Origin of the sequence: Haloferula sargassicola (assembly GCF_040362925.1) — a bacterium.
Classification (GTDB): Bacteria; Verrucomicrobiota; Verrucomicrobiia; order Verrucomicrobiales; family Akkermansiaceae; genus Haloferula; species Haloferula sargassicola.
The window spans coordinates 1-17,333 of sequence record NZ_BAABRI010000005.1; the positions used below are offsets into that span (position 1 = coordinate 1).

Genomic DNA, 17,333 nt, shown 5'->3' on the forward strand with positions numbered 1-17,333 from the left:
AAATCCTGATACCAAGCGGCTGAAGTGATCGCGTCATCTTTTTTTCATAGCAGGAACAAGCCTGACAGATCGCTTCAACCCTTTCAACGCCGCAGCGCGGAGTCGCCGCGCAGCGGCTCTGTTCAACAAGGCGTCGTAGGCAACCCCACTACCCGCTTCGAGTCGGATTTTGATCGTAATTAGCAACCTTTCCAGTGTATCGGAGTGCGGCTCCCGTAGTGGGTTGCCTAGACTCTGACGTTCGGCAGGAAATCGAAGACCAAGTTTATCACCACAACTACATGAATACATACGAGAAGGTTACGGCCCTAATTGTACGGCTGATCTCATTGGGGTTCATCCTGCATTCCTGCCTGCTGGCGATCTTGCTCTTGCTTTCACGGGCCCCGACGTCGGGAGTTCTTTTTCCCATTGTGATCGCTGGCGCAGGGATAGGGTTGTTTCGTTTTGCCATTCCCGTGGCGCGACTTTTCGCGAGTGGCATCGACCACTGAATCCGCTTTGGATTCAGCCAGCTCGCTTCCCGAATCGTGACGCTCCATACGACCAACCAAAAGCCGAACCCCAAAGATAGCTTCGGGCGGTAGCCCCGAAGCTATCGGTTGTTGAACGGGCCCAGGCGGGTTGGGCGGGCGGTGGGGCTATCGCTCTTGCGGTTTCAATCCACGTCGGTAGGTCAACGACTTGCCGTGATCGGGCGGCGGCGGATGGCCGTTTGACGACCTCCGCGGGGGCCGCGGGGCGAATCGCTCCGGGATTCGCTCGCGCCGGGAGAGGTGCGAGCCGCCGGTGAAGCGGGGTTTCCGGAAACGGGGCGAAGCATGGGCGCTTTTACGGTGAAAGCCGTCGTTCGCAGCCGCACGTTCCCACGGCACGGCTTGCGGCGGTGCTTGGGTGAAGCTGGGGAGGATGAGGGGCATGGCCGCACGGTGGTTCGGATCGGTGGTGGGCGGCATCGGGGAGCTTGAGCCCGCGAAGGTAGTTGCGGTGGGCCTGGGTCCAGTGGGTCTTGCCGTCATAGCGGTAGCCGAGGCGGCGGAGCAGCGCGAGCAGGCTTGTCTTGGCGCGGCGGAGATCGTCGACGGCGTCGGTGCGCGCCCGGCAGAGGTCGCGGATGGCTTCGTCGAGCGCGTCGGGGATAGGGACGGCGACGAGGTCATTGGCGCGCAGCGAGCGGGCGAGCTTGGCGGCGTCGCGCTTGTCGGTTTTCACGCGATCGCCGGAGCGCGTGGGGATGAGCGAGGGGGCGATGACCTCGCAACGCACGCCCATCTGCCGGAGCCTGCGGGCAATCCAGAAGCCGCAGCCGCTGGCCTCGTAACAGACGTGGAGGTCGGAGAGCTTGCGGCCTTGTGATTTCGCGATGCAGCGCACGGCGCGCTCCAGCGCGTGCGGGGAGGTGGTGACCGAGCCGCTACTTCGGAGTGATCGGGAACTCGGTGCGTCTGTGGCAACTGCTGCATCACGTCCGGCGCTTGGCCTTCAAATGGTGGAACCGCCGCAGCCAGCCGCGCAGGAGTTTGCCGAGGCATGGGAGCGGTGGAAGATGCCGCGGCCGAAGATCTTGGAAACCCCATGGCCCTGAAGCTGGCGGGAGGCTCGACAAACCGGGAGAGCATGAGTAAACGACGAAGTCAGAAACAGAAACCAACGGCGTGGCGGAATCGAAGCGCGTCCATCCGAGGAGCCCGGTGCGGTAGTTCCGCACGCCGGGATCTGCGAGGGGGGCGCCGGATGACCGGCGTCCCTACCTCAATCGCTTCAGAAATATGCTCACCCGTGAGGCCATAGCGGAAGTCGAGCGCATCGAGAACGCGCATCACAAGGCGATCCATTCGACTTGCGCCTGCCGCAATCATGGGCCGAAGGCGTGGAAAGCATGGGAGGATGCAGCCTCGGCATGGCATGCTCAACGCTACGCAACTGATCGGCTTTGGGAGGATGAGTTCTTGGCAGATTTGCGCGGTTCCGACCGCCAAGCGATTGATGAAGCGATTCTCTTTCTGGAGGTCGACCCTTGGTATTTTCGATCAGGATACCTCAAGGAGCGTCTCATCCGAGGACTCAAGGCAGCGCAGCTTACCGAGCGGGATCGTAAGCGACTTCGGAACGTGATCTGGAATGTCGCGGGGGGAAAGAATCGAAGAGAGTATCGGGACTACTGCTCGCTGGCTGCGGTTGTTGGAAATTGCGATTTGGTCCGGCTTCTAGAGGACGTTTCGCCTGAGCGAGATCTGGACGCCAAGGGCAAGTTCGGATACCTTCTCAGCTACCTACAGCAGAACACCAAACTAAGCGAACCCCAAAGATAGCTTCGGGCGGTAGCCCCGAAGCTATCGGTTGTTGAACGGGCCCAGGCGGGTTGGATGGGCGGTATGGCTATCGCTCTTGCGGGTTCAATCCGCGTCTGTGGGTCAACGACTTGCCGTGATCGGGCGGGGGCGGATGGCCGTTTGACGACCTCCGCGGGGGCCGCGGGGCGAATCGCTCCGGGATTCGCCCGCGCCGGGAGAGGTGCGAGTCGCCGGTGGAGCGGGGTTTCCGCTACGGGACGATCTGATCGAGGTCGACGGACGCGATCTTCCAGAACGAACGCAGACCGGGTGCCTGACTGAGGAGCTGCTCGATGGCCATGGACGTGATCCTTGAACGGTGAAAATGGATCCGAAGCCGGTGCCGATCGGTTCGGCCTCCGGAGAGTTGCTCCAGGCAACGCGTTGCTCCGACGAGCATTGTCCGGGCCCATTCTCGCGTCGGATCCTCGTGGACAACTCTCCTCCAAGGAGTGCGGCCACGGCCATCGACTCGCCCCGCAATCCTCCGGCCGATCGCAGAGGGAGTCCTATCGATGGGTTTGGTCCAAAGCGAGGGAGCGCCCGGGTATGCCTGAGCTTGAAGAATTCCACCGGCTTCCTTTGCCTCCCAGAGACGGGCAAGGCCCGGGGCTTGTCAGGCGGCGGGAGGCGACTAGGGTCTGAGGCCATGCGGATGCGCTCGATGATCTTGGTTTCCCTTCTGGCACTGCTTTCTCCTGCCCTGGCCGGATCTCCGCAGCAGGCGGCCAGCGTGCGGACGGCGTATGAGAAGTCGATGGAGGCCTATGGGCTCAAGCTCAAGCTGGCCAAGACGACGGAGGATCGGGAGGCGATCGAGCGTCCATCGCCCAAGGAGGCGGCGGGACGGATGTGGACGGTGATCCGGGGGGATCTGGCGCAGGAATGGGCCATCGAGCCCGCGGCGTGGTTCATGCGGCTCGCGGCTCCGTTGATCGAGGTGGATGAGGTGGGAGTGGCGAAGCCCCTTTTTCGCGATGAAATCGCAACCGTGGAGGCTGCGGTGGCTCAGAACCACGTGAAGAGCCCGAACCTGGCCCCCATGTGCATGGCGCTGGTGGCGGCGGGTGACCAGCAGGCGCTCAACCTGCTGCGCCGGATCCAGAAGGAAAACCCGGACAAGAAAGTGGCGGGAACCGCGGCCCTGGGCGTGGCGATGGTGGCCAAGGGGCTGGGCGACGAAGGTCACGTGATGCGCGAGCGGCTGACGATGCTGCGGCGGGCAATCATTGATGCCGCCGATGTGAAGCTCGATCAGACCACGGTGGCGAAGCTCGCGGACGAGGAGCTCTACATCATCATGAATCTTAGCAAGGGCACCAAGGCGCCCGATCTGGATGGCGTGGATTCCGGGGGGCGGCCGATGAAGCTCTCCGACTTCGAGGGCAAGGTGGTGATGCTGGTTTTCTGGAACACCAAGCTGGGCGGCGAGAGCGAGCTGCTGAAGTGGGTGTCGGCGTTGCGGCGCGATGCGCGCTTCAAGGACCAGCCATTTGAAGTGGTGGGCGTGAACAGCGATCCGCGGGAAACGCTGCGCCAGATGCAGGCCGAGGGGCGCGTGGACTGGCCGAATTTTTCCGATCCGAACAATGAGCTGGGCAAGGTGTATCGGGTCGGCAGCTGGCCCCTGGCCTATGTGCTGGGCGGCGAACGCACGATCCATTACGTGGGAGCAGTGGGCACCTTTGCCGAAGTCACGGCGGACGCGGTGCTGAATGAGTGAGGTCGGAGATCGGCTTAGGACGGGAAGCGCGGTGAGGGCTCGGATCGTCGGTCGGCCGGGGATTCGGAAAAGGGAGGCAGGGAGGGACCTGAGGTGACGCTTGGGTTGAGGTCGGCCTCCAGCGCCTAGCCCGGCAGCCCATGGCGCCGGCCTTTGGGTGGCCGTCAGTCCTTCGGGCGCTTGGAAGGGCGGGCGAGCTTCTTTTTGGGCGTAGCCCAGTGGTCGACGGAGCTATCGACGATGAATTCGGGTCCCAGCGAGGTGCGGCCGAGGAGCATTCGGTGGATCATGCGCCGGCGGCAGACGAGGCTGACCAGGATCGTTTTTTTCCTGCCGGCGAGGGCGAGGGTCGTTTCCACGAAAATTCGCTCGTGCGCGTGGCCGGTGCTGCTGCGGACCACTTTGATGTCGGCGATCGGTTCCTCGAGCGTCACCACCCGCCGGCCCTTGCGGTCGAGCCGCAGGGTGAAACGGACGCGGTGATTGGGCAGGTGCTCGATTTCCGCGCAATCGATCGCGCTGGACCGGGCGCCGGTGTCCGCCTTGGCACGCAGGGTCAGGCCCCAGTCGGGGAGTTCCACCCATTCGCGCCAGCCGATGACTTTCGGGGTCTTCATGTTTCCTCGTCGACGTGAACCACGGTGAAGCTGGTGGCCAGGTGCTCGCGGACCTGGCTTTCGATGGCGTCGCCCTGGAGCGAGGCAATGCCCTTCTCGACCTGTCGAAACTGGCGGCCGGTGGAGGGCAGGGCGATGTGAACGACCGGGTCGCCGGGCACCACGGCGGGCATGGTGGTCATGCCGAGCACGAGGCCATCATGCGGGCTCAGGATGATCTCCTGCTGGCGCCCGAGAAGTCCGCTGTTGGTGGCCAGGGCCTGGCCGGCGGTGACGGTATCGCCGGGCTTCACGTGAAACTGTAAAAAACCGCCGCAACCCGCACGCACCCAGCGCGTTTCCTCAACGATCACCTGATGGGGAGGAGGCAGCGGACAGGTATCGACGACGCCCAGCTCGGAAAGCACGTTGGCGATCCCGCGCAGGGTGAGTTCCTGCACGCTGGGCTCCACTTTCCACGGCTCGCCGGCTTCGATCACGATTGTGGGCACGCCGTGCTCGCAGGCGCTGCGGCGCAGCGAGCCATCGGGGCCGACGCCGTTGACGACGACTTCGCAGCCGAAGGCGCGGGCAAGGCGCTCGACCTCGGGGCGGGCGACATCGGCGCGAACGTTGGGGAAATTCGTGCGTCGGACGGCGGCGGTGTGGAGGTCGATGATGTAGTCGCAGCGGGAAATGATTTCGTCGAAGACGAGCCGCGCTTGGCGGGCGGAGAGCGAGCCGGCGGCATTGCCGGGGAACGAGCGGTTGAGATCGCGACGATCGGGCGTGTAGCGGCTGTGGCGCTCGTAGCCGAGGATGTTGACCACGGGCACCAGCAGCAGCGAGCCGTGGACGGGGATCAGCGGGCGCTCCTGGATCAGGCGCAGGACCGCGCCGGTGCCGTTGATTTCATCGCCATGGATGGCGGCGGTGATGCCGACCACCGGGCCGGGCTGCGGACCGCGCCAGACGAGCACGGGCAGCTTTACCTGAGTGCCGCTGAAGCTTTCCCCGGCCTCCAGCCGAAGCTGTCGCCGCTGGCCGGGCTCGATCGTCCGGTCGCCCCAGTGGGCGATCGACTTGCGGACGAACTTGGGGGCCGGACTGTGGCGCGGATTCATGTGGTGGTGCCCTCGGTGACGGGCGTGGTCGGCAGCGGTTTGATGCGGCGCTGGCGTTTCGGCCGATCGCCGATGAGTTCCTTCATCTGGCTGGATTTCCCGTAGCAGAGCAGCGAGTCCTCGGCCTGGAGCACGCGTTTGCCCTTGGGGTTGGAAATCACGGTGCCGCCCCGGCGAAGCGTCAGGACCACCACGTCGAGGTCCCGCAAGCCGGTTTCGTCGAGGGTCTTGCCGACAAACTGGCTGCCTTCGGGGATGTGGATGTCGGCCACGCCGTAACCCCGGCTGACCGTGAGGCGCTGGCGGATGTCGATTTCCGGAAACTTCACCTGATCGGCGATGTAATCGACGATCGCGCCGGCGATGTCGAGCTCGGTGGCGCCCTCGATGCCCTCCAGACCGGGGGACGAATTGACCTCCATGATCTGCGGGCCGGTGGCGCTTTCCAGCATGTCCACGCCGCAGACGTGCAGGCCCAGGATCTGGGCGGCACGCACGGCGGCCTCCTCGTAGGCGGGCTCGAGCTGAATGCTTTCGGCGATGCCGCCGCGGTGGACGTTGCTGCGGAATTCCTGGCCTTGGGCGGTGCGGCGGATGGCGGCCACGACGCGGTCGCCAATGACGAAGGCGCGGACGTCCTTGCCCTTGCTTTCGGCGACGAACTTCTGGAGCAGCACGTTCTGGTGGGTCGAGTGGAGCGTTTCGATGATGGCCTTCGCGATTTCGATCTTGTCGGCGAGGATGACGCCGACGCCCTGGGTGCCCTCGATGAGCTTGATGATCACCGGCGCGCCGCCGACGCGCTCGAGCGCGGCTTGCACGTCGCGTTTGTCATAGACGTAGGCGGTGGTCGGGATGCCGACATCGTGGCGGGAAAGGATCTGCAGCGAGCGCAGCTTGTCGCGGGAATTGCCGATGCCGGCCGCGGTGTTCGGCGTGAACACGTCCATCTGCTCGAACTGGCGGACGACCGAGGTGCCGTAGCGGGTGATGGAGGTGCCGATGCGGGGCAGGATGGCATCGGGGATCGGCACCGGCTCGCCGTTGTAGATCAGGTCGGGCTCGCCGTGGTTGAGGTCGATGACGAGGCGGGTGGGGTCGAGGATTTCCACCTCATGCCCCTTGGATTCGGCGGCCTCGTGCAGCCGCAGGGTGGAGTAGCAGTGGGGAGCCCGGGAAAGGATGGCGATGCGCATGGTCGCGAGAATCTTGGGGTGAGGATGTGAGACCTCAATCATCACCGGTCCCCGGCAGGGTCAACCGGAATCCCGCGGCAGCCCGAAGAAGCTGCGGGCATTGGCGTCGCAGAGTTCGGTGAGCTCATCGCAGGGCTGCTGCAGCGCTTCAGCCAGACCGCTGGCGATCGCCGGCAGGTTGGCGGGATGGTTGCGGTCGCCGGGGAGCGGGTGGGTGATCCATCGCTGCGGCGGGCGCATCGAGGGGGCGTCGGTTTCCAGCAGAAGCCGGTCGGCCGGGACGTGGCGGTAGCTTTCCAGCACCTTGGCCTTCCTATCGTGGAGGAAATGGCCGGAAAACGAAAAGCGGGCACCCTTTTTCGCGAACTGCTCCGCCTGCTGGGGGGAGCCGCCGAAGGAGTGGAGGAGAAATCCGCGCTGCGGCGGTGGCTCGGTTTTCAAGGCCTCGTGGAGCGCCTCCCAAGCCTTGAGGGCATGGATGGTGATCGGCAGGTCGCGCTCGCGGGCGAGGGCGAGCTGGGGCAGGAAGACTTCCATCTGGTCGTCGAGCGGGACGTCATCGATCCAGCCGTCCACACCGCATTCGCCGATGGAGGCCTGCGGGTGGTGCTCGAGCAGCGAGCGAAGGACCTCGAGCCAGTCCGAAGTACGGTGCTTCACGTACCACGGATGCAGTCCGAAGGCCGGCACCACGAAGCCGGGGTGGGCGTCGGCGAGGTCGGCCACCTGCGGCCAGTCGGCTTCCGAGGTGCCGTTGACGATGCAGGCCGAGACCCCGGCGGCCTTCATTTCCGCGACGACCGCGGCGGGATCGGCGAGCTGGTGGAGGTGGTTGTGGGCGTCGATCACCCGACCTCGACGATCATGTTGATCTCGACGGCGACGTTCAGCGGCAGGGCGGCGGCGCCGAGGGCGGTGCGGCTGTGCTTGCCGCGATCGCCAAAGACTTCGAGCAGGAACTCGGAGGCGCCGTTGACGACCTGCGGGTGGCCGTGGAAGTCGGGCTCGGAGTTGACGAAGCCGTTCAGCGCGACGATGCGCGTGACCTTGTCGAGCGAGCCGATTTCGTCGCGGATGACGGCCAGCCGGTTGAGCATGATGATTTTCGCGCCCTCGGCGGCCTCTTCGGGCGACACGTCGGTGGGGACCTTGCCGATCACCTTGCGGTCGCCATTGATGGGCAGGCCGCCGGAAAGGAAGAGCAGGTTGCCGCTGCGGACGCAATTGACGTAGGCGGCGACGGGGGCGGGGACTTCGGGCAGGGTGTAGCCGAGTGATTCGAGGTGGGCGAGGGTCTGGTCCATGAAGGGGAAGTCGGGGCTTAGAAGTTGCCGGTGACGAGATCGACGAGTTTGCGGCCGTTGCTGGCGAGCGTCGCGGAGCTGCCTTTTCCGGTCAGCAATCCGCGGGTGGCGTAGCGGTGCGGCTCCTGCGAATCGCGCACCGCGGAGACGATCGGCTTGTCGACTTTGCGCTGGCTGACGGCGATGCCGGTGGGCAGGCCGAGCGCGGTGAAGGAGATTTCCCAGGAAGGACCGTCGGCGGTGAGGCTGCCGTAGGCCAGCCACGGGTTCCGCTCGGCGAAATCCAGGGTGCCCTTCCGTGGGACGGTGACCTTGAAGTAGGCGGGTTCGCTGCGGACGAAGGTGGGGATGGTCAGGGCCGGATTCTCGTGGTGCGCCTTGAGGAACTTGGCCACGTCCATGCCGATCAGGTTCAGTCCGTTGTAGTTGCCGTGGAAATTCGTGCCCCCGCAGTAGCGGCGGAACCAACCCTCGAACTGGTCGCTCATCATCAGCCCGAGTTCGAGGTGGGTGTGGGCGCGGGTGCGGTTGATGCCGACGCCGGTGTAGCCCATCTGGCCAATGACGCTGCCCTTGGTGACGGGGTCTCCGACTTTGACCGTAGCTTTCGCGAGGTGGGCGTAGAGGCTGTAAACGGCGTGGCCCTGCGGGGTGACCGGATGGCCGATGACGATGTAGCGCCCGTAGTTCGAGTGGCCCGGCACGTCGGAGACGTGGACCACGGTGCCGTCGGCGATGGCCATCACGAGATCCAGCGGATTGCCGGCCTTGTCGCGCTTGACCGGGGCGATGTCGATGCCTTCGTGGAAACGCAGCATGTAGACCTGGTCATCGACCCGCACCGGATTGCGGACGAGCCCCCAGGCTCCGCCCTCCCACGGCCGGGTGGTCTCGCCCTCGAAGGTGCGGTCGACCCACATGTAGAACTTGTCCGGCTCGTTGCGGAACAGGTGATCGTTGGCGGTGGGCAGGTCGTAGTGCGTCTGCGCCGGGCACCAGGAGGCGAAGGCGAGGATGAAAAGCAGGACGGTTCGGAGCATGGCGGGACTCATGATTTGCCGCGCGGCTTCTTTTCGCCGAGGCGGGGATATTCCTCGTCGAGTTGCTTGATCTCGGCGTTGGAAAGACCTTTCCAGATGACCAGTTCGCCATCGTCGATCTGGCGGTCGATGATGACCGCATCGACCACGCGGCCGTTGACGCGGGCGACCAGCCAGCGGTTGATGTTGGCGGCCGTGATGGCGGCGAGGCGATTCTTCGACCCCGCCTTCAGCCGGATCACCACGCCATAGGTGGCGCCGTCCTTCGAGGGAAAGGGATTGAAGGCGGCGATGTCGGAGGTGCCGATTTCAGGCACGCGGCTGAACACGCGCTCCTCGCCGGCCACGAACTGCGAGAAGACCATCTTCGGGTTCGCGCCGGGATCGGTTTCCATGTGGAAGACGATCGACGAGTCGTGACTGCGCCGGCCGCCCGCCATCGAGGGCAGGGCCGTGACCAGCAGGAAGGGCAACACCAGCAGCAGGAATCGCATGGCGGGGACTGTGCCGGGATATGGCCGGATTGAAATGCAAAAAGCCGCCGCGGTGAGGCGGCGGCTTTCGCGAAAATCCGTGTGCTTCCGGATCACAGCATCGATTTCACCAGCTCCTCGAGCTTCACGATGTCCGCGGCGAACGACCGGATGCCTTGAGCGAGCTTCTCGGTCGCCATCGCGTCCTCGTTCAGCGCGAGGCGGAAGGTCTTCTCGTCGTAGCTGACCTTCTCGAGGTCGGCATCCTTCGAGCCATCCGGCGACAGCGCGCGCTCGACGGTGTCGGTGGAATCGTTGAGTTCCTGGAGCAGTTTCGGGCTGATGGTGAGCAGGTCGCAACCCGCCAGGCAGAGGATTTCGCCCGTGTTCCGGAAGGAGGCGCCCATGACTTCGGTCTTGTAGCCGAATTTCTTGTAGTAAGTGTAGATCTCGCGCACCGACTGCACGCCCGGGTCTTCCTCGCCTTGGTAGTCCTTGCCGGTGGAGGCCTTGTACCAATCAAGAATGCGGCCGACGAAGGGAGAGATGAGCTGCACGCCGGCTTCGGCGCAGGCCACGGCCTGACAAAAGGAGAACAGCAGGGTGAGATTGCAGTGAATGCCTTCCTTTTCAAGGATCTCGGCGGCGCGGATGCCCTCCCAGGTGGAGGCGATCTTGATCAGGATGCGGTCGCGGGAAATGCCTTCCTTTTCGTAGCCCGCGATGAGCTCGCGGGCCTTGTCGATGGTGCCCTCGGTGTCGAAGGACAGGCGGGCGTCGGTCTCGGTCGAGACGCGGCCGGGCACGATCTTGAGAATCTCCAGGCCGAAGAGGATGAGGATGCGGTCGATGATGGCCTCCACCAGCTCGTCGCCGGAGAGTCCGCCGTCCTTCAGTTCGGAAACGGCCTTCTCCACCAGGTGGCGGTATTCCTCCTTGCCTGCCGCCTGAAGGATCAGCGAAGGGTTGGTGGTCGCGTCCTGCGGTTTGTAGACCTTCATGGATTCGAAGTCGCCGGTGTCGGCGACGACGGTCGTAAATTGCTTCAGTTGATCGAGTTGGCTCGCGCTCATGGCTGATGGGGGAGGTAGGCCGGATTTTCCCGGCTGGCTAGGGCAAATCCCGGCAAACGATGAATTGTTCCGCGGTTCGATATGAACGCTTTCCTTCCAGCATTTCGTCGAAAAAAAAGACGGCTCCCGTGTCGGGGAGCCGTGCTGAGAAATCGGGCGTGCCGAGGGCTCAGTGACCCTCGCCGGTGGCCGGCAGGAAGCGGTAGTAGGATTCGAGCATCAGGATGCAGAGGCAGGTCCGGTAGTGGCGGTTCCCGTAGTGCTCCGCGGCGTGACCGTCGATGGTGCCCCGGCCCGGTTGCTTCCAAGATCCATCGGCCTCCTGCCCGCCGAGCACCTGATCGCGGAACATGCTGTTGTACATCTTCCAGTCTTCACCGCCGCGGGCGATCATCGCCTGGCTCTCATAGTAGTGGGCGTAGAGGTCGGCCCGGGCGCCGTTGTAGTCGAACTTGGAGTTTTTGCGGATGTAGCCGGCTCCGTTGCGGACCTCCGAGACGGAGGGTTTTCCCCACATCTGATAGGCGAGCATGCCGGCACCGGTCAGCGAGGCGTAGCCGGAGGGCGAGAAATTATTCTCGGAGGGCCGGTAACCGAAGCCCCCGTCGCGCACCTGGCATTCCTTCACATAGCTCAGGGCGCCGCGGACGGCCTTGTTCATGTTCTTGAAGTCGAGCCCGGTGTGCTTGCACGCCTTCAAGGCCTGGATCTGCCAGGCGGAAACCGAGAGGTCGCCGCCCCGGTCGCCATCGACCCGGTAGCCGTAGTCCCAGCCGCCGGAGCTGTGCTGGTGGTCGAGGATGTATTGTCCGGCCTTTTGGGTGACGTCGTCGAGGTTGGGAATGTTGATCCCGAGCTGGCGGCAGAACGTCGTCGATTCGCCCAGCGCATAGGTGGCGATGGCGTGCTCGTAGGGGTAGGGGTTGGTCTCGCCGCTCACGTTGAGGCGGCCGTTCTGCTTCATGCCCAGATCGACCAGCCAGGTGATGCCCTTGAGCACGGTTTCGCCATACTTTTCGGAAAGCGGCGTCTCACAGTGGCCGAGGAAGGCGAGCACGGCGAAGCCGGTGTCCGCCGAGCGGTATTTGCCGCCCCACGAGCCGTCCGAGGCCTGGGTGTTCTTGAGCCAGTCGAGTCCCTTGACCACGGCATCCTCGCACTGAGGGGTTCCGCCGCTCTCCTTGAGGCGCTGCATCCGATCCTCGGGTGAACAGCGCTTTTTCATGGTTGCCGGGATCGAACCGAAGCCTCCGCCCCCGCCATCGCCTCCGGAGCCCCAGCCGTCGCCGAAATCATCGCCATTGCCGAAATCGAGGGACGGCTCCGGGACGTCGATGTCGGGCACCGGCACGGCGGTCGGGGAGGTGGTGTTGGCGGCGATCACCTTGGACATCGCCGAGGAGGGGGCGGACGGCTTGCGCTGGACGCTGTTGGTCAGCTTTTTGGTCTCCATTTTTTCCTCGGTGGTCGAATTGCTCTGGTAGCTGACGATCACCGGAACCTCGCGGAGAAGAGGCGGAAGAAGAATGAAGGCGAGAATCAAGCCGAGCAGGACGACCACCAACAGCGAGATCACGATTGAGGAAATCGTTGAATTCCGCTTCTGGGCATGGAGTCGTGCCTGGGCTTCGGGGCTGAGTTGGGCGTGCAGGCTCATGTCGGAAAAACGTGCGGGAAGGTGCTGAAGGAAAATCTAGGGCGGGCAGGGGGGCTGACCAGCCGAAAAACCGTCGCGTCCCCGTCATATTGACCTTCGGCGCGCGGATTTTGCAGGGGATGTTTCGACGTGACAGCGGGAGAATGGGGGCTGGACGCACCGGGGGTGACGTGTAGCGTCGGCTCCAGCCTCATGAAACGGCCCAAGACCCACATGATTCCTCCTTCCCGCCGCCGCCCCGGCTTCACGCTTGTTGAACTGCTCGTGGTGATCGTGATCATCGCCGCCCTCGCCGCCCTCGCTTTCATGGGGGCCAAGCGCGGCCTGTCCAAAGCTCAGAACGCCAAGCAGTTGCAGCAGATGCGCGACCTTTCGGTCAGCATCGAAATGTTTGCCGTGGATTATCACACGCCACCGATCCCGGACCGCAACAAGGACTCGGGCCGCGACGTGCTCTATGGCGTGCCGGACGGAGACAACGGCACGGAGATGCTCTTCGGAGCACTGGTCGGCCACGATGACAACGCGGAACCGGAAGATCCGAGCGGCGATTTCATCGCGGGCCGCGAACTCAACTACAAGGACAACTCCTACATCCAGCCTGACTACGTCGAGCAGCCCAAGGACGGCGTTTACCGCAAGAATGCCAAGATCTACGACCTGTGGGGCAAGGAACTCATGATCGCCGTCAACACGCCTCCCTTCGAGGACGAGGATACCGGCGGGGTGAACGACAAGATTCTCAACACGGACGGCTTCGCCGAATGGTCGGATGCCAAACCGCGCTATCAGGAATACGTCATCTGGTCCTATGGCAAGGACGGGGAAAAGGCCGACATGTTCGCCGGTTCGGACGACGTGAAGAACTTCTGATTTTTTGCTCCCAACCGCGCAGGATATGCGCGGTAGATCGCGCTCCGGGCGTGGTCGCTCTCCATGGCGCGGGGACATCGTCCCTGCGCCATGGTTGCATTCGGAAACGACGCTTCTGGAGATCCCTTCGCCGATCGCCCCTTCCTCGTCTTCTGGGAGGTCACCCGGGCTTGCGCGCTGGCTTGCCGCCACTGCCGCGCCGAGGCCCAGCCGCAGCGGCACCCCGACGAGCTCGACTCCGATGAGGCCCGCCGCCTGATGCACCAGCTCGCCGAGCTGCGGCCGCCGATGCTCATCCTCACCGGCGGCGATCCCCTGATGCGGCGCGATGTGCTCGAACTCGCCCGCCTCGGCTCCGACCTCGGCCTCCGCGTCGGCCTCAGCCCCTCCGGCACGCCGCGGCTGCTGAACACGGATTTCCACAAGATCCGCGAGGCGGGGATCGACCGCATTTCGCTCAGCCTCGATGGCGCCAGCGCCGCCACTCACGATGCCTTCCGCGGCGTCACCGGCACCTTCGACCGCACCCTCCAGGCCGTCCATCGCGCCCACCGGGCCGGGCTTTCCGTCCAGATCAACACGACGCTCACGGGCGGTAATCTGGCCGAGTTCGACGCCTTCCGCGACCTCATGTTCCAGCTCAAGCCCGCCATGTGGAGCGTCTTCCTGCTGGTCCCGACGGGCCGCGCCGGGGCCAAGGAAATGGCCAGCCCGCAGGACATCGAGCGGATCTTCGAGCAGATGGCCGACCTCGTCGGCACCGCGCCTTTTGCGATCAAGACCACCGAGGGCCACCACTTCCGTCGCGTGCTCGCCCAGCGGGGAAAAGGCGGCGACAAGGGCCGCCAGGGCATGCGCTCGCCACTCGGCATCCGCGATGGCCGCGGCGTGATGTTCATTTCCCACACCGGCGAGGTCAGCCCCAGCGGCTTCCTGCCGATGGTCTGCGGAAACGTCCGCCTCACCCATCCGGCCGAGATTTACCGGCAGCATCCGCTTTTCGTCAGCCTGCGCGACAACGACGCGCTCGGCGGCAAGTGCGGCCGCTGCGAGTTCCGCAAGATCTGCGGCGGCTCCCGCTCCCGCGCCTACGGCGTCACCGGCGACCCCTTCGCCGAGGATCCTTCCTGCCTTTACCAACCGACAGCAAAGCCATGATCAACCTCACCCGACTCTGGACCGGCCAGGCCCAACCGGCCGACAACCTCCGCTACGGCCACGGCCACCAAGCCCCCGGCGCCGCCCGCGAACGCAAGCCGATCGTGGTCTGGAACATCACCCGCACCTGCAACCTGCGCTGCGTCCACTGCTACTCCGACTCGATGGCCACCCAGTATCCCGGCGAGCTCGATTGGGAGCAGATGAAAGCCGTCGTCGCCGACTTGGCCGCCTATCAGATCCCATCGCTACTGCTTTCCGGCGGTGAGCCGACCATCCACCCGCGCTTCCTCGATCTCGTCAACCTCGCCTCCGACTCGGGCCTGAAGCTCACCATTTCCACCAACGGCACGCTGATCACCCCTGAAAAGGCCGCCGCGCTCAAGGCCGCCAACGTCGCCTACGTCGGCATCTCGCTCGACGGCATCGGCGAGGTCCACGACCAGTTCCGCGGGAAGGAAGGTGCCTTCAAGGCCGCCGTCCGCGGCTTCCGCAACTGCCACGAAGTCGGCCAGAAAACCGGCCTGCGCCTCACGCTCACCCGTCACAACGTCCAGAACATCGAGGCCATCCTCGACTTCATCGAGCAGGAGGAAATCCAGCGCGTTTGCTTCTACCACCTCGTCCCGGCCGGTCGCGGCGGGAAAATGCAGCTCCTTGATGCCGTCGAATCCCGCAAGGCCATCGACACGCTCATCGCCAAGGTCGAGGACTGGAACCAACGCGGCTTGAACCGCGAACTCCTCACCGTGACCCAGCCCGCGGATGGAGCTTATCTCCTCGTCCGCATGCGGCGTGAGAATCACCCGAATCTCGCGCAAGCCGAGCAGCTCCTGGGATGGAACGGGGGCGGCGCCAACAGCTCGGGGCGGGGGATCGCCAACATCGACACCCAGGGCAACGTCCACCCCGATCAGTTCTGGCAGGACGTCCAGCTCGGGAACGTCAAGCAGGTCCCCTTTTCCAAAATCTGGAGCGCCGAACACGAACCCTCCGCCGCGGTGCTCGAAGAGATCCGCTCCCTCGGCGCCCTGACCCCCGCCGAGCGGAAAATCCGCATGCACGGCCGCTGCGGCGACTGCCACTGGTTCGACCGCTGCGGCGGGGGTTTCCGCACACGAGCCGCCTTCGTCAACGCCGACTACTTCGGCAGCGACCCGGCCTGTTACCTCACCGACGAGGAAATCGCCCCCGCCCTCCAAACCGCCGTCTGAACCCTCGGAGCGCTGGCTTTAGCCGGCGCGTTCCCCACTCATTCATCTCATCAAATGGAAGATCGGACCGCAGTTTCGAACCGCAGATGAACGCGGATCAACGCAGATCTCCGGGGAGTTGGGAGGAGGGTCGTGTTCATCATCCGGATGACTCGCGCTGTTGGCGCGATCCTCGCCGCGTCGACGTTCCTCGGCGTCCATCTGTCGTGTTCATCATCCGGATGACTAGTGCCGTTGGCGCAATCCTCGCCGCATCGACGTTCTTCGGCGTCCATCTGCGGTAACTTTCTCTTTCTGATTCCATGCCACTCGCCCGCCTCGCCAACGAACCCCATCGCGTCTTTTTTCCGCTCGGGATCCTCGCGTCGATCCTCGGCGTCGCATTGTGGCCGCTCCATTTCGGCGGCATCCTCGCCGCATGGCCGCTCGAGGCCCACGCCCGACTCATGGTCGTCGGCTTCGGCGGCTGCTTCATCGTCGGCTTTCTCGGCACCGCCGGCCCCCGCCTCCTCGGCTCGTTTCCTTGGACCACGCCTGAAGTAGTTGCGCACGCAACTACTTCAGGCGCCATCATCACCCTGCTCATGCTCGGGCAGGTGCCGGCGGCGGACACGGTGACCGGGTTCTGGCTGGCGGGGGTGCTGGCGAGCCTTGGGGTGCGATTCGTTTTCGGCCGCAAGGACGTGCCGCCTCCCGGCTTTCCGATTGCCGTCCTCGGCGTGGTCGGCGCCTGCATCGGCTCTTTCGCTCTGGCGATCCACTCGGTCGTCCACCTTTCACCCCTGTGGCACTCGTTCTGGCGGCTGATGCTTTTCCAGGGCTTCCTCTGGCTGCCCATCCTCGGCGTGGCGCCCTACCTGCTGCCGCGGTTTTTCGGCAAATCCTCGCCGCACTCGCTCGACGAAAGCCGATCGATCCCGCGGGGCTGGTGGCGGCCGTTCTTCATCTCGGTCATCGCCGGGCTGCTGATGATCTACAGCTTCGAGGTCGAGGCGCGTGGACTGCTCCGGCCCGGAATGTGGCTGCGCGCGGCGGTGGTCGGCGTTTCGATCGCCTTCTCCGTCCCCGGCTGGCTCGGCTGGGGCGGGGTCAATGCCGTCGGGCGCGGCCTGCGCTGGGTCGTCCCCTGCGCGCTGGCCGGCTGGATCGCCGCCGGCTGGTTCGTGCCGCTGCGGATCGGATTGCTGCACGGCATGTTCATCGGGGCGACCGGCTTGATCATGATCGGCGTCGCCACCCGCGTCGTGCTTGGCCACGGTGGTCGTCACGACCGGCTCCAGTCGCCGATGAAATGGTTCCATGCCGTGTGGGCGCTGCTGCTGCTCGTCGCCGCCACCCGGATCACGCCCGAGTTCGTGCCGAAGATCCGGATTTCCCACTACATCTACGCCGCCAGCTTCTGGACGATCACCATGCTCTTCTGGGCCTGGCGCCTGCGACTCGAGTTTGCCAAACCCAAGCCCATCAAGCTGCTCCAGCCCTCGTTCGGGCGTTCGGGCTGGCGACTCCCGAACCTCGATCTCCGCCGAGGTGCGTGAGCACCGGTCGGAAACGGAATTCGCGAGAGTT

At 64.7% G+C, this 17,333-nt stretch carries 16 protein-coding genes and 1 pseudogene; 7 read left to right on the forward strand and 10 right to left on the reverse strand.

Features of this window, described 5'->3' with window-relative positions; all coding sequences use genetic code 11:
* The first annotated feature begins 281 nt into the window (after window positions 1–281).
* Complete coding sequence (locus ABXH26_RS05015) at window positions 282–494, forward strand: hypothetical protein (protein ID WP_353565950.1); 213 nt, start codon at window positions 282–284, stop codon at window positions 492–494.
* 337 nt (window positions 495–831) lie between these two features.
* Here ABXH26_RS05015 and ABXH26_RS05020 read toward each other — a convergent pair.
* A pseudogene (locus ABXH26_RS05020) lies at window positions 832–1,419 on the reverse strand (IS110 family transposase); the annotation flags it as partial.
* Window positions 1,420–1,769: 350 nt separating this feature from the next.
* On the opposite strand from ABXH26_RS05020, the gene ABXH26_RS05025 reads away from it, so the two are divergent.
* Both ABXH26_RS05025 and ABXH26_RS05030 read left to right on the forward strand, forming a co-directional pair.
* The gene (locus ABXH26_RS05025) at window positions 1,770–2,312 is read left to right on the forward strand and encodes a hypothetical protein (protein ID WP_353565951.1); all 543 of its coding nucleotides are present in this window, start codon (window positions 1,770–1,772) and stop codon (window positions 2,310–2,312) included.
* Window positions 2,313–2,658: 346 nt separating this feature from the next.
* Window positions 2,659–4,056 (forward strand): peroxiredoxin family protein, encoded by a 1,398-nt coding sequence (locus ABXH26_RS05030; RefSeq protein ID WP_353565952.1) that lies wholly within the window; start codon window positions 2,659–2,661, stop codon window positions 4,054–4,056.
* Window positions 4,057–4,220: 164 nt separating this feature from the next.
* On the opposite strand, the gene ABXH26_RS05035 is transcribed toward ABXH26_RS05030, so the two are convergent.
* From ABXH26_RS05035 to ABXH26_RS05075, 9 genes are all read right to left on the reverse strand, one after another.
* Complete coding sequence (locus tag ABXH26_RS05035; RefSeq protein ID WP_353565953.1) at window positions 4,221–4,673, reverse strand: ATP-dependent zinc protease family protein; 453 nt, start codon at window positions 4,671–4,673, stop codon at window positions 4,221–4,223.
* The gene (locus ABXH26_RS05040; protein ID WP_353565954.1) at window positions 4,670–5,776 is read right to left on the reverse strand and encodes a succinylglutamate desuccinylase/aspartoacylase family protein; all 1,107 of its coding nucleotides are present in this window, start codon (window positions 5,774–5,776) and stop codon (window positions 4,670–4,672) included. The genes ABXH26_RS05035 and ABXH26_RS05040 overlap by 4 nt, the downstream gene beginning before the upstream one ends.
* Window positions 5,773–6,972, reverse strand: coding sequence for a RimK family alpha-L-glutamate ligase (locus ABXH26_RS05045; protein ID WP_353565955.1), 1,200 nt, complete (start codon window positions 6,970–6,972; stop codon window positions 5,773–5,775). Before ABXH26_RS05045 ends, ABXH26_RS05040 begins: the two co-directional genes overlap by 4 nt.
* 60 nt (window positions 6,973–7,032) lie before the next feature.
* Window positions 7,033–7,821, reverse strand: coding sequence for a TatD family hydrolase (locus ABXH26_RS05050; protein WP_353565956.1), 789 nt, complete (start codon window positions 7,819–7,821; stop codon window positions 7,033–7,035).
* Window positions 7,818–8,276, reverse strand: coding sequence for a RidA family protein (locus ABXH26_RS05055; RefSeq protein WP_353565957.1), 459 nt, complete (start codon window positions 8,274–8,276; stop codon window positions 7,818–7,820). The genes ABXH26_RS05050 and ABXH26_RS05055 overlap by 4 nt, the downstream gene beginning before the upstream one ends.
* A 17-nt stretch (window positions 8,277–8,293) precedes the next feature.
* Window positions 8,294–9,316, reverse strand: coding sequence for a M23 family metallopeptidase (locus ABXH26_RS05060; RefSeq protein ID WP_353565958.1), 1,023 nt, complete (start codon window positions 9,314–9,316; stop codon window positions 8,294–8,296).
* Window positions 9,317–9,324: 8 nt separating this feature from the next.
* Window positions 9,325–9,810 (reverse strand): hypothetical protein, encoded by a 486-nt coding sequence (locus ABXH26_RS05065; RefSeq protein WP_353565959.1) that lies wholly within the window; start codon window positions 9,808–9,810, stop codon window positions 9,325–9,327.
* 92 nt (window positions 9,811–9,902) lie between these two features.
* On the reverse strand, window positions 9,903–10,862 hold the full coding sequence (gene tal, locus ABXH26_RS05070) for a transaldolase (protein WP_353565960.1): 960 nt from the start codon (window positions 10,860–10,862) through the stop codon (window positions 9,903–9,905).
* Window positions 10,863–11,031: 169 nt separating this feature from the next.
* A complete protein-coding gene (locus ABXH26_RS05075) occupies window positions 11,032–12,519 on the reverse strand; it encodes a prenyltransferase/squalene oxidase repeat-containing protein (protein WP_353565961.1) in 1,488 nt (495 codons plus the stop codon).
* 192 nt (window positions 12,520–12,711) lie between these two features.
* Between ABXH26_RS05075 and ABXH26_RS05080 the strand changes: the two genes are divergently transcribed.
* The 4 genes from ABXH26_RS05080 to ABXH26_RS05095 all read left to right on the forward strand — a co-directional run bounded on the left by ABXH26_RS05080 (window position 12,712) and on the right by ABXH26_RS05095 (window position 17,302).
* A complete protein-coding gene (locus ABXH26_RS05080) occupies window positions 12,712–13,392 on the forward strand; it encodes a prepilin-type N-terminal cleavage/methylation domain-containing protein (protein WP_353565962.1) in 681 nt (226 codons plus the stop codon).
* A 90-nt stretch (window positions 13,393–13,482) separates the two neighbouring features.
* Entirely contained in the window at window positions 13,483–14,550 is a 1,068-nt protein-coding gene (locus ABXH26_RS05085) for a radical SAM protein (RefSeq protein ID WP_353565963.1), read from the forward strand.
* The gene (locus ABXH26_RS05090) at window positions 14,547–15,764 is read left to right on the forward strand and encodes a radical SAM protein (RefSeq protein ID WP_353565964.1); all 1,218 of its coding nucleotides are present in this window, start codon (window positions 14,547–14,549) and stop codon (window positions 15,762–15,764) included. Before ABXH26_RS05085 ends, ABXH26_RS05090 begins: the two co-directional genes overlap by 4 nt.
* Window positions 15,765–16,066: 302 nt before the next feature.
* Window positions 16,067–17,302: an NnrS family protein gene (locus tag ABXH26_RS05095; RefSeq protein WP_353565965.1), complete on the forward strand. Its 1,236-nt coding sequence runs from the start codon at window positions 16,067–16,069 to the stop codon at window positions 17,300–17,302.
* Window positions 17,303–17,333: the final 31 nt, after the last annotated feature.

Coding starts and splice junctions, on each gene's coding strand:
- ABXH26_RS05015 (WP_353565950.1), top strand. CDS start 282: ATGAATACATACGAGAAGGTTACGGCCCTAATTGTACGGCTGATCTCA.
- ABXH26_RS05025 (WP_353565951.1), top strand. CDS start 1,770: ATGCTCACCCGTGAGGCCATAGCGGAAGTCGAGCGCATCGAGAACGCG.
- ABXH26_RS05030 (WP_353565952.1), top strand. CDS start 2,659: ATGGATCCGAAGCCGGTGCCGATCGGTTCGGCCTCCGGAGAGTTGCTC.
- ABXH26_RS05035 (WP_353565953.1), bottom strand. CDS start 4,673: ATGAAGACCCCGAAAGTCATCGGCTGGCGCGAATGGGTGGAACTCCCC.
- ABXH26_RS05040 (WP_353565954.1), bottom strand. CDS start 5,776: ATGAATCCGCGCCACAGTCCGGCCCCCAAGTTCGTCCGCAAGTCGATC.
- ABXH26_RS05045 (WP_353565955.1), bottom strand. CDS start 6,972: ATGCGCATCGCCATCCTTTCCCGGGCTCCCCACTGCTACTCCACCCTG.
- ABXH26_RS05055 (WP_353565957.1), bottom strand. CDS start 8,276: ATGGACCAGACCCTCGCCCACCTCGAATCACTCGGCTACACCCTGCCC.
- ABXH26_RS05060 (WP_353565958.1), bottom strand. CDS start 9,316: ATGCTCCGAACCGTCCTGCTTTTCATCCTCGCCTTCGCCTCCTGGTGC.
- ABXH26_RS05065 (WP_353565959.1), bottom strand. CDS start 9,810: ATGCGATTCCTGCTGCTGGTGTTGCCCTTCCTGCTGGTCACGGCCCTG.
- tal (WP_353565960.1), bottom strand. CDS start 10,862: ATGAGCGCGAGCCAACTCGATCAACTGAAGCAATTTACGACCGTCGTC.
- ABXH26_RS05075 (WP_353565961.1), bottom strand. CDS start 12,519: ATGAGCCTGCACGCCCAACTCAGCCCCGAAGCCCAGGCACGACTCCAT.
- ABXH26_RS05080 (WP_353565962.1), top strand. CDS start 12,712: ATGAAACGGCCCAAGACCCACATGATTCCTCCTTCCCGCCGCCGCCCC.
- ABXH26_RS05085 (WP_353565963.1), top strand. CDS start 13,483: ATGGTTGCATTCGGAAACGACGCTTCTGGAGATCCCTTCGCCGATCGC.
- ABXH26_RS05090 (WP_353565964.1), top strand. CDS start 14,547: ATGATCAACCTCACCCGACTCTGGACCGGCCAGGCCCAACCGGCCGAC.
- ABXH26_RS05095 (WP_353565965.1), top strand. CDS start 16,067: ATGCCACTCGCCCGCCTCGCCAACGAACCCCATCGCGTCTTTTTTCCG.